The sequence below is a fragment of the Marinobacter sp. NSM genome, from assembly GCF_052380025.1.
Taxonomy (GTDB): Bacteria; Pseudomonadota; Gammaproteobacteria; order Pseudomonadales; family Oleiphilaceae; genus Marinobacter.
Window position 1 is genome coordinate 62,540 of sequence record NZ_JBQTCK010000007.1, and the last position, 11,488, is coordinate 74,027.

Annotated in this window: 10 protein-coding genes; 1 reads left to right on the forward strand and 9 read right to left on the reverse strand. The window is 55.4% G+C overall.

The genetic code is table 11. The features are described from left to right. Positions 1-14: 14 nt before the first annotated feature. The 7 genes from aroB to ACTZWX_RS14860 form a co-directional block, all read right to left on the reverse strand. Positions 15-1,103 carry a 3-dehydroquinate synthase gene (gene aroB, locus ACTZWX_RS14830; protein ID WP_152437319.1) on the reverse strand — a complete coding sequence of 363 codons (1,089 nt, stop codon included), beginning with the start codon at positions 1,101-1,103 and terminating at the stop codon, positions 15-17. Continuing rightward, entirely contained in the window at positions 1,078-1,662 is a 585-nt protein-coding gene (gene aroK, locus ACTZWX_RS14835; RefSeq protein WP_138438137.1) for a shikimate kinase AroK, read from the reverse strand. Before aroK ends, aroB begins: the two co-directional genes overlap by 26 nt. Positions 1,663-1,785: 123 nt before the next feature. Continuing rightward, positions 1,786-3,849, reverse strand: a complete 2,064-nt coding sequence (pilQ, locus tag ACTZWX_RS14840) for a type IV pilus secretin PilQ (protein WP_444714601.1) — start codon at positions 3,847-3,849, stop codon at positions 1,786-1,788. 69 nt (positions 3,850-3,918) lie between these two features. Next, on the reverse strand, positions 3,919-4,461 hold the full coding sequence (locus tag ACTZWX_RS14845) for a pilus assembly protein PilP (protein ID WP_444714602.1): 543 nt from the start codon (positions 4,459-4,461) through the stop codon (positions 3,919-3,921). Positions 4,462-4,463: 2 nt separating this feature from the next. Beyond that, positions 4,464-5,075, reverse strand: a complete 612-nt coding sequence (locus tag ACTZWX_RS14850; protein ID WP_072678328.1) for a type IV pilus inner membrane component PilO — start codon at positions 5,073-5,075, stop codon at positions 4,464-4,466. After that, the gene (locus ACTZWX_RS14855; protein ID WP_072678329.1) at positions 5,075-5,638 is read right to left on the reverse strand and encodes a PilN domain-containing protein; all 564 of its coding nucleotides are present in this window, start codon (positions 5,636-5,638) and stop codon (positions 5,075-5,077) included. Before ACTZWX_RS14855 ends, ACTZWX_RS14850 begins: the two co-directional genes overlap by 1 nt. Next, positions 5,638-6,702, reverse strand: a complete 1,065-nt coding sequence (locus ACTZWX_RS14860; RefSeq protein ID WP_444714603.1) for a pilus assembly protein PilM — start codon at positions 6,700-6,702, stop codon at positions 5,638-5,640. The genes ACTZWX_RS14855 and ACTZWX_RS14860 overlap by 1 nt, the downstream gene beginning before the upstream one ends. Before the next feature lie 238 nt (positions 6,703-6,940). Between ACTZWX_RS14860 and ACTZWX_RS14865 the strand changes: the two genes are divergently transcribed. Next, on the forward strand, positions 6,941-9,469 hold the full coding sequence (locus tag ACTZWX_RS14865; protein WP_444714604.1) for a penicillin-binding protein 1A: 2,529 nt from the start codon (positions 6,941-6,943) through the stop codon (positions 9,467-9,469). Positions 9,470-9,562: 93 nt separating this feature from the next. Here the strand turns inward: ACTZWX_RS14865 and ACTZWX_RS14870 are convergent, their stop codons facing one another. Both ACTZWX_RS14870 and rpmE read right to left on the reverse strand, forming a co-directional pair. After that, entirely contained in the window at positions 9,563-10,828 is a 1,266-nt protein-coding gene (locus ACTZWX_RS14870; protein WP_444714605.1) for a malic enzyme-like NAD(P)-binding protein, read from the reverse strand. A gap of 216 nt (positions 10,829-11,044) precedes the next feature. Continuing rightward, the gene (rpmE, locus tag ACTZWX_RS14875) at positions 11,045-11,266 is read right to left on the reverse strand and encodes a 50S ribosomal protein L31 (protein ID WP_444714606.1); all 222 of its coding nucleotides are present in this window, start codon (positions 11,264-11,266) and stop codon (positions 11,045-11,047) included. Positions 11,267-11,488: the final 222 nt, after the last annotated feature.

Below are 11,488 nucleotides of genomic sequence, written 5' to 3' on the forward strand. Positions count from 1 at the left end.
GCGTGATACGACGATTAATCGATAAATTCCAACAAGGTCTTTCTAAGGTTATCGGGCTGGGCATCAGCCGTTACGAAGGCATCCCCCAAGGCCCTCATCAACACCAACCGGAGGTTGCCATCCACATTCTTCTTATCAACGGCCATCAGCGACATGAAATCATCAGGCGTCATGCCTTTCGGGGCCCGCCCGGGCAATCCCGCGCGGCAAATCAACGCCACCGCTCTCTGATGATCGCTGGCACTGATCATACCTTCCCTCAACGATAGGTCAGATGCCATCATCATCCCTGTTCCAACAGCCTCGCCATGGAGCCAGTTGCCGTAACCTGCGTAGGTTTCAATCGCATGGCCAAAGGTATGGCCAAGATTCAGGATGGCCCGCAAGCCCCCTTCCCTCTCATCAACCGCCACAACGTCTGCCTTGCACTGGCAGGAACGGAAAATGGCCTCTCCTATTGCTTCGGGCTCCAGCCGGACCAACGCATCCATGTTCGCTTCCAGCCACTCCAGAAAAGGCACATCACGAATCAGGCCGTACTTGATAACCTCCGCAAGCCCGGCCGACACCTCCCTGGGAGGAAGTGTGGTCAGGGAATCGGTATCAATCAGGACGATGTTGGGCTGATGAAAAGCACCAACCATATTTTTGCCAAGGGGGTGATTGATCCCGGTTTTACCGCCAACGGATGAATCCACCTGGGAAAGCAGGGTAGTGGGCATCTGGATGAATGGTACGCCCCGCTGATAGCAGGCCGCTGCAAACCCCGCCATATCCCCGATGACGCCGCCGCCCAGGGCAGCAAGTGTTGTTTTTCTGGAGTGCCGGCGCTCCAGCAACCGGTCGAAAATCAGGTTAAGGGTCTGCCAATCCTTGAACTTCTCGCCATCCGGAAGCGTGACCACATCAACCGATTTTCCTGGGAAGCAAGCCTTCGCGCGCTCAAGATACAAAGGTGCAACCGTCTCGTTGGTGACAATCATCACCTGACTGCCGGAGACCCAGGGTGTCAGATCATAAGCCCCCAGCAACCCCTGACCAATAACGATGGGATAGCTGCGGTCACCCAGCTCTACGTTAAGCTCTTTGAGTACCTGGTACATGTTGACGACCTTCTTTTCGTCTCTGCCGTTTATGTCGTGGGGTTTTCGGATTGATTCGATTCACCAGCTGGCGCACCACCAATCTTGGACTCTTGCGATCGGTGAACATCACGATATCAGCGAGCTTGGTGTATAGCGGGTCCCGGACTGCGAACAGCCTTCTCAACACACCCTCAGGGTCATCGTTCTGAAGCAGAGGACGATTTCGATCTTTTCGGGTGCGCTCTACCTGCTGCTCAATCGACGTTTTGAGATAGATCACCACTGCATTTTTCCGCAACAATGCATGGTTTTCCGGGCGCATCACCGCACCACCTCCGGTCGCCAATACCGTTGACCGCGTTTCTGAAAGCTCATCCAGCATGGCGGTTTCGCGCTGCCGGAATCCGTCTTCTCCCTCGACATCGAATATCCAGGGAATATTGGCTCCGCACCGCTCTTCGATTATCCGGTCTGAATCAAGAAAACGATAACCCAGCTCTTTGGCGAGCATACGGCCAATCGTACTTTTTCCGGCTCCCATAGGGCCGACCAGGACAACACGTTCGGGCAAAGACATAATTTCCGCTCAACAGGGTTCAAGCGCGTGAGAATAGCACAGGGTAAGACATTCCATAAGCCAGAGGCCGACACAAAGAAAAAAGCCGCCGGGGTTAGCGGCGGCTTTTTGCGTGCAGAGCGATTACTGAATCAAGTCGTTCTTGATGATCTTGGGTGTGATGAAAATCAGCAATTCGCTGCGCTCATCGATGTGTTCCGTGCGCTTGAACAGGCGACCGAGGTAGGGAATATCCCCCAGGAACGGCGTCTTGGTGGTTTGTGTAGCCACTTCCGACTGGAAGATACCGCCCAATACAACAGTTTCGCCGTTGGCCACCAAGACCTGCGTGGTCACGGAGTTGGTGTTGATAGAGGGTATACCAGCCGTTACCTCGCCCCGGGAATCCTGGTTTACCACCAAGTCCATGATGATCTTGTCATCCGGAGTGATCTGCGGGGTTACCTCCAGTGAAAGAACCGCTTCCTTGAACTCAACGTTAGTCGCGCCACTGGAGGTCGCTTCCTGATAGGGAATCTCCTCACCTGACTTAATGGACGCACTCTGGCGATCTGCTGTCACCACGCGTGGCTGAGAGACAACCTCGGCGCGACCGTCTGTTTCCAGAGCAGAAAGCTCAAGGTCGATCAGGAAGTCGTCACTACCCCAGCCAATGGCAAAGGATGAGGCACCGTCGCCAGAAACCCCCAGATCGACTCCCAGGGCGCCGGGGAACGAAATCCCACCGCCACCACCGGCTGCGGCATCACGGGCCTCCTGGAGGGTACCCAACGATCCGCCGATACTGATGACATCATTACCACTGACATCGTAAGCGGCGCCGCCCCAGCGAACCCCGAGATTCTCAGCCACATTGGTCTGCGCGCGAACAATTCGGGCTTCGATGGACACCTGCCGTACAGGCACATCCCAGGTGCCGACAAGGCGACGAATCTCTTCCAGCTTCTGCTGGGTCTCACGAACACTGATGGTATTGGTGCGAACATCGGAAGATACGAAGCCACGGGGTGAAATCAGCTCTTCATCCGCGCGAATCAGCGCCACAACATCGGCCGCCTTCGCGTAGTTCACCTGAATGATATCCAGGCGCACCGGGGCCAGTTCTGCAATCTGCTTACTGGTCTCAAGCTCAAGCTTTTCGCGGGCGGCGATTTCCTCTGCCGGAGCCACCAGCAGAACGTTGCCGATCTGACGCTTGTCCAGACCTTTGGTCTTCAAAATCAGATCAAGCGCTTGATCCCAGGGTACATTCTGCAAACGCAGAGTGATGCTGCCACCAACGGTGTCACTAGCCACAAGATTCAGGCCGGTAAAGTCAGCAATCAACTGGAGAACCGAACGTACCTCGATGTCCTGGAAGTTCAAGGACAGCTTGTCACCGGTGTATGGGAACTTCTCTTCCCGACGAGTTTCTGCTTCTTCCTCCGTGATCGGCTCTACGCTGACGGTGAACTCACGGCCAGACTGATACGCGATGTAGTCATAGTTGCCCTCAGGGCGAATCTCAACAACCGCATTGCCATCCTCAATAAAGGTATCGATGCGGGTGACCGGCGTTGCAAAATCTGTCACGTCCAGACGGCGGCGAAGGTCCACGGGAACCTCAAGGCCGGGCATGGTGAGACGAATGCGACCAGCTTGTTCCGTCAGGTTCACGGCCGTCGACGCTCTACCCAAATCAACAATCACACGCCCCTCGCCCTCTTTACTGCGGCGGAAGTCAACGCCAGCCAGTGCGTTAGACGAAGCGGCATGAGTCGTGCCGGCCTGGCCCTGTTGAGTCCCTGCCGCGGCAGTTGTGGCGGCGCCGGAGCCACCGATGGTCATGACCAGCGAATTATCCTGGCGAACGGTTTCGTGGGGTGCCAACTCAATGAGATTGAAAATCAGGCGGGTGCGGTCTTTGGTTTCCACCACCGTAACGCTTTGGGCGTTTCCAGAACCAAGCGGAATGCTCCGCTGATTAAGCCCACTGGTGGTGTCCTTGAGGTCCACGGCGATGCGCGCCGGACGCTCAATCGTGTAACCCGTTGGCTCCGGCGGTGGCCCGTCGAATTTCATGGTCACTTCCAGACGCTCTCCCGGCAGCGACGAAAACGACACGTCTTCCAGCGTGACCGCGCTGGCCAGGCTGCTCCATAACCCGATGGCGATCACGCCCACGCAGACACTGAGTTTTTTGAACATCGCTAGCCTCGACCTTAAACCATTTTGTTCGTGCATGTTTTTTTCGTTCATCCTTTATCGCTCCCGGCCTTATCCTTCATCCAAAGACAGGGAACGCGGGCGCTCGACCCAACCACCCCGGCCATTTGGAACGATTTCAATCAATTCAATGCGGGTTTCACTGATGCCGACAATCCGGCCGTAGTTCTGCCCCATGTAATTACCATTTCGTACCCGATGGATGCCGCCAATGCCATCACGAATCAATGCAAACAATCCGCCGCTGCCCCCCTGAAGCGTACCAACCATGGTCAGAGATTTAAGATCGAAGTTCTCCAGAACCTCCCTCGGCCGGTCGAGGTCTGGCTCAACATCACTGATCGGCTGCTCGTCCACCATGGTCAACTGAACGTCGACCGGCGGCTCAAAGGGTGCCCGGCGATCTGCCGCGGAATAACTGAACGCCTCGTAGGCCTTGAATTCTGGCAGGGGCTCTACGTGCCCCCGGGGCTTGGCCCGGGTATCGGCCATGAACTTGTCCAGATCCGAGAAACCGTTGCCCTGGGAACAAGCCGTCAGCAAAGACGCCAGACACACACCCAGCCAGGCTTTTCCCGCATGCTTTCCTGTCATGCTCACTCTCCAGCCCGGTAGCGGTAGGTACGTGCAACAACTTGCATATCAAGCCGCTCACCATCTCCGCCAATTGGTTGAATGGTTAAATCGTGCAATGTCACAATCCGCGGCAAACTTGCCACACTGCTGACAAACGTCGCCAGCTCGTGATAAGCACCAGACACCCGGATATTGATCGGCAGCTCAGAGTAGAAATCCCGCCGCTGTTCAGGCTGCAGCGCTACTTGCTGCAGAGACAGACCACTACCCAATGCGGTATTGGTAATGTCCTCCAGCAGGCCTGGCACCTCAGTCTCGCTGGGCAACTGGCGAACCAGGGCGCCAAACGTCTCTTCCATCTCGGCCATTTGAGCCTTGAACACGTCAAGGTTGGCCACCTGATAGGCTTTACGCTCATATTGTTGCTTGAGCTCCTGCTCGGTGCGCTCGACCCTGTCTAGCTGGGCATACTGATCCTTAATAAAGAACCAGTATCCGCCGCCAAGAATCAGGCCAAAAATAATCAGAGCAACAATCGCTTTTATCGGTGCAGGCCAGATACCGGCGTTATTGATATCGAGGTCGTTGATATCAAATTCGTTCAAGCTCTTGAGTGAGTCCGCGAGGCTCATTAATTATCCTCCCCTTCGGGCTCCGGTGTCTGCTGCTGCACAGACAGGTTGAACTGACTGTAACCTGCACGACGAGCGTCGGCTGCAGCCACGTTAGTGAGATTGGGATTTGTGAACCAGTCAGAGTCATCAAACTGGCGCATCAGATTGGAAATGCGGCTATTCGACTCTGCCATACCCACGATCTCTATGCGTTCGCCAGTCCGCTTAAGATCGGTGTAGAAGAGGCCGTCCGGCAAGGTACGTACCAGCTCATCAAATACCCGAACGATGACCGGACGAGTACCCTGCAGATCCTGGATTACCTGCATTCTCGCCAGCAGTTCATCGCGCTGACGTTTAAGGTTCTCGATTTCCTTAATCTGCTGATCAAGCTGTTTTGTAGCAGTTTCGATATAGGCATTCCTGGACTGCTGATAGGCAATCCGGCTGTCAAGATCGGATTTCCAGAGGAACGCCAGGCCGGCAGCGACAATGGCTGTGCCAAGTATCATGACCACGAACTGCTTCTGCTTCTCGGCTCGCAGTTCCTCACGCCATGGTCTGAGGTTAATCTTTGCCATCAGTCGAAACTCCTCATTGCCAGGCCGCAGGCAATCATCAACGATGGAGCATCATTGCTCAGGGCTGATGCATTCACTCTGGAACCCACGGCCATGTCGGCGAATGGATTCGCAACCAGGGTTGGCGTACCGATCTTCTCCTCCACCATCTCGGTCAGGCCCTGAATGGATGCCGTACCGCCCGCAAGAACGACGTAATCAACGGCGTTGTACTGGCTGGCGCCAAAGAAGAACTGGAGAGCGCGTGCAACTTGCTGCACAACCGCCTCACGGAAGGGGGTAAGCACCTCCGGCTCGTAGTCGTCCGGGAGCCCGCCCTGTTTCTTGGCCAGGCCGGCTTCTTCAAGTGATAAGCCGTAGCGGCGCTGAATTTCCTCAGTAAGCTGCTTGCCCCCGAAAATCTGCTCACGGGTATAAACTGTCTTGCCCTCAGCCAGCACACTCAGCGTGGTCATGGTTGCGCCGATATCGACGATGGCAACCACCAGCTCTTCCCCCTGGGACTCCAACTGGGGTTCAATCAGTTTGTACGCCCTTTCCAGTGCATAAGCTTCGACATCGACGATCTTGGTAGTCAGGCCGGCAATCTCGAGAGCGTCCTCACGGATATCCACGTTCTCTTTTCTGCACGCAGCCAGCAGCACGTCGACCTGGTCCGGATTCGTCTCAGACGGACCCTGCACCTCAAAATCGATAGCTACTTCATCCAGCGGATACGGGATGTACTGATCGGCCTCGAGGGTGATCTGGTCTTCCATCTCGAACTCGTTGAGGCCGCCATCCATCTGGATGAGCTTGGTGATAACCGCAGAACCTGACACAGCCACGGCAACCTGCTTGACGCCGGTACGGGATTTAGAGGCCACTCGCTTGAGCACCTCACCCACCGCTTCTACATCAGTGATGTTTTTCTCGACAACTGCGTTGGCCGGTAACGGCTCAACCGCATAGCTTTCAACCTTGTAACGGTCGCCATGCTTTGACAGTTCCAGAAGTTTGACCGAGCTGGAGCTGACATCCACGCCCAGCACCGCACTGGATTTTTTTCCTAGCAATCCGAACACGCGCTCACCCTATACCTGGTTTAATGCACCCGGCTAAGGCGCCTCTGAACCAATCCCTGATACGGCAATCATGACAGAGACGCTTTATGTGTTTTTTATGTAAGAGAATTCTTCAAGTTTTCCGTCTACAATGCAGGCTCTTCGTTATTCAAGAGATCTTGCATTCAGGGAAGCAACTCAACCTTCCTAAAGCAATTTCTCAAATAATAGACCTATATCCAACTGTTGTCAGAAAAAAATGTCTCATTTGCTGCGCACATCTCGTGTTTTCGCCTGGTTCTTGCTCACCGGCCTGAGTGTCGCCATTATTATCGCCTCGGCCTTCTATTTATACCTTCGGCCCGGCCTGCCTCCTGTTCAACAGCTGCTGGACGTCAAACTTCAGACGCCGCTTCGGGTATACAGTGCAGACAACAGATTAATAGCAGAATTCGGCGAAAAGAGAAGGGCACCGATCACAATCGAACAGATCCCTACAATTCAGTTACAAGCCTTTCTGGCTGCGGAAGACGCCCGATTCCATGATCACTTTGGCGTCGACATCAAAGGGTTGACGCGGGCTGCCATCGAACTGGTGTCCACCGGCAGTATCCAGTCCGGCGGTAGTACGATCACCATGCAGGTTGCAAAAAATTACTTTTTGTCACGCGACCGCACCTTTATTCGTAAGTTCAACGAGATACTTCTGGCTCTTCAGATCGAACGTGAACTTGATAAAGACAAGATCCTGGAGCTATACCTGAATAAGATCTACCTGGGCAACCGCGCATACGGCATCGCCGCCGCCGCCCAGGTCTATTACGACAAACCCGTCAACGAGCTTACCCTTGCCCAGATGGCCATGCTGGCTGGACTGCCGAAGGCGCCCTCTGCCTACAACCCTCTGGCCAACCCTGAGCGAGCAATGATACGTCGTAACTGGATTCTTGGAAGAATGCGGGATCTCGGCTACATCACACAGGAAGACTGGTCCGAAGCAACCAATGCCCCCCTCACCGCCACTTATAATATGCGTGAGGCAGAGGTAGATGCGGATTACGTCGCCGAAATGGCTCGAACCGAGATGGTGCGTCGCTTTGGTGAAGCCGCCTACAACGACGGCTACAGCGTGACACTCACCGTCGATGGAACCAAACAACAGGCGGCGACCGAAGCCCTGCGCACCGGTCTCGAGAACTACGACCGCCGGCACGGTTTCCGTGGCCCCATCGGCCAGCTTGACATTGCCGGCATGTCTGCGTCGGATTTATCCAACCAGTTACTTAATTACCCAAGGGTAGAAAGCCTGATTCCGGCAGTAATCACCGCAGTGAATGATGACGAAGGCGCGGCGCGGGTGCACACCCGCCATCTCGGCCCCGGCAAGATGGACTTCGACACCATGACCTGGGCCAAGCGATACCGCACCGAGAACCTGACAGGCCCAACCCCCGAAAAACCTTCGGACGTGGTCAGCGCTGGCGATGTGGTCTACGTCAAGGTGGCACAACTGCCACAGATTCAGGAACAGGACGGCGAAGCAGACAGCAACGAGCCCCGGCTTGAACTACAGGTTGCGCTCTCTCAGGCCCCAAGAGTGGAAGGCGCAGTGATTTCCCTGTCCGCGAAAACCGGCGCTATTGAAGCCCTTGCCGGCGGCTACAGCTTCAGCCAGAGCAAATACAACCGAGCAACCCAGGCCAACCGCCAGCCGGGGTCCACCTTCAAGCCATTCCTTTATCTTTCAGCACTGGAGAGCGGCAGGACGCCCGCCACTATTTATAATGATGCCCCCATTGTATTCGAGGACTCGGAGCTCGAAGGCGTCTGGCGCCCCCAGAATTCATCGGGCCAGTTTTATGGCCCCACCACACTCAGGGAAGGCCTCTATCGCTCCCGCAACCTGGTTTCAATTCGACTGCTGAGAGATCTTGGCATTCGCCAAACACTGAACTACCTGGATCAACTGAAGATCCCAACCGCCAACATGCCAGCCAACCTGTCACTTTCCCTCGGGGCTGGTCAGCTGACGCCAATGGAACTGGCCCGCGGCTTTGCCGTTATTGCCAACGGCGGCTACGACGTGGAGCCGTATCTGATCAAAACGATTCAGGAACCGGATGGCACCATCGTCTACGAGGCACCCGAAACCGTGCTCTGTGACGACGACTGCGAACAGCAACTAACAGAAAGCACCAGTGAAGGCCCGCTCACAGAGAACACCAGCGAAACACCAGAGACTGACGGCATACTGTTGCCGGCAAGCGCCCAGCAGATAGCGGAGAAGCGCGTGATGGAGCGTCTGGCTGACGAACGCTCGGTTTACATCATGCATACGATTCTTCAGGATGCTGTCCGCAGAGGCACCGGCCGCCGTGCATTGGCGTTGAACCGCAATGACCTGGCAGGCAAGACCGGCACTACAAACGAACAGAAAGACACCTGGTTTGCCGGCTTCAATCACGACACGGCGACAACCGTCTGGGTAGGCTTTGACCAGCCCGCTCCCCTTGGTCGAAGGGAATTTGGTGCAAGCACAGCCCTGCCAATCTGGGTTGATTACATGAAAACGGCCATGCAAGGTGCACCCGAATCTACCATGCCCAGACCCAACGGCATCGTGAGCATTCGTATCAACCCCAGAACCGGCGAGCGGGCACGCCCCGGAGAGGACGGCACGTTTGAAATCTTCAAAGAGGAAGAGGCCCCGGCGCCACTCTCACAAGATGCCAACGGCAACGGATCAGGGGACGGCGGTTCTGACAGCCTGCCAGGACAGATCTTCTGACCGAGCGCAGGCGGCGTCTACAAAGAGCAGGCGTAAAAAAACCGGCGGGATCTCCGCCGGTTTTTTTGTTGAAGCCGAACAACTACACCCAGATCAGATGATGTCGTCCATGGACTTCAGCGGGTAGTGCGCCGGGTAAGGATTGCGCGCCACACCAGAATCTACTGCAGCACGAGCAACCGCAGCAGGTACCACTTCCAGAAGACGAACGTCCATCGGCTTCGGAATAATGTATTCCTTGCCGAATTCCAGGCTGCCTACACCATAAGCGGAGCAGATTTCCTGGGGTACAGGCTCCTTGGCCAGCTCACGGATGGCGTGAACAGCAGCTACCTTCATTTCCTCGTTGATGGCGGTTGCACGAACGTCCAGCGCGCCACGGAAAATGAACGGGAAGCCCAGAACGTTGTTTACCTGGTTCGGATAGTCGGAACGGCCGGTTGCCATGATCAGATCATCACGGGTTGCCAGAGCAACTTCCGGGCTGATTTCCGGATCCGGGTTGGAGCAGGCAAATACGATCGGGTTTGGAGCCATCTTCGCCAGCTGCTCAGCAGTCAGCAGGTCCGGACCAGACAGCCCCAGGAACACGTCAGCGCCATCAATGGCGTCATCCAGTGTACGCTTGCCCGTTTCGTTGGCGAACATCGCCTTGTACTGGTTCAGATCGTCACGACCAGAGTGGATCACACCCTTACGGTCGAGCATGTAGATGTTCTCAGAGCGAATGCCGCAGCTGATCAACAGCTTCATGCAGGCAATGGCAGCCGCACCGGCGCCCAGACAAACCACCTTTGCCTCTTCAATTTTCTTGCCCTGCAGCTCAAGGGCATTGATCATGCCGGCCGCAGTTACAATCGCCGTGCCGTGCTGGTCATCATGGAAGATGGGCACATTGCACTTTTCGATCAGCGCGCGCTCAATCTCGAAGCACTCCGGTGCCTTGATGTCTTCGAGGTTGATACCACCAAAGGTATCCGCGATACGCTCTACAGTTTCAATAAACGCTTGCGGGCTTTCGGAATTGACTTCGATATCGAACACGTCAATACCAGCAAAGCGCTTGAACAGTACGCCCTTGCCTTCCATTACCGGCTTGCTTGCCAGGGGGCCGAGATTACCCAGACCCAGGATCGCAGTACCATCAGAAATCACAGCTACCAGGTTGCCCTTGGCCGTGTACTTGTATGCGTTCTCGGGGTCCTTCGCGATCTCGCGGACCGGTTCGGCAACCCCGGGGCTGTACGCCAGGGAAAGGTCGCGGGAAGTTTGGGTTGGCTTGGTGATTTCAACACTCAGCTTACCCGGCCGCGGTTTGGCGTGATATTCAAGGGCTGCTTCTTTCAGATCTTGAGACATTGCCACTGTTCCGTTTGTCACGTTTAAAGGTAATAACCGCCGGGGCTCGCCCAACGGAGCGCGACATTATGGCGCGACCGCCCCGAAACGACAAGCCAAAACCGAATATTTTATGATCAGTCAATAGTGCATTTTGCGTATAAGACATCGAAAAAACCGACGTCCGGACACAAAAAAAGCGCCCTCAGGCGCTTTTTTGCAACATTTCGGTGCAGATCAGGCTTTCTTGCCACCGATACGGCTACCGAAACGCTTCTGGAACCGATCGATACGACCGCCGGTGTCCATAACCTTCTGCTTACCGGTGTAGAACGGGTGGCACTGGGAGCATACGTCCAGCTGCAGATCTTTACCCACGGTGGAACGGGTCTTGATCACGTTACCGCAAGAACAGGTGGCGGTAATGTCTTCGTACTTCGGGTGAATACCTTCTTTCATGGCGAACCTCTGTCGGTCATGCCGCTACCTGATCACCCGCCGAGAAACGGCCTACATGCCAGGCACCGCATGTTTGAATCAATTGGAAAGACCGTGCACAATCATGCCCGGCCAGAAACAGACCGCGAATCTTACTGACAAACCCGGCCACAGGCAAGTATCTTGACTCCTCACAAGACTCCAGAACACAACGCCCGGCGCCAAACGGCCCGCCATCAGGAT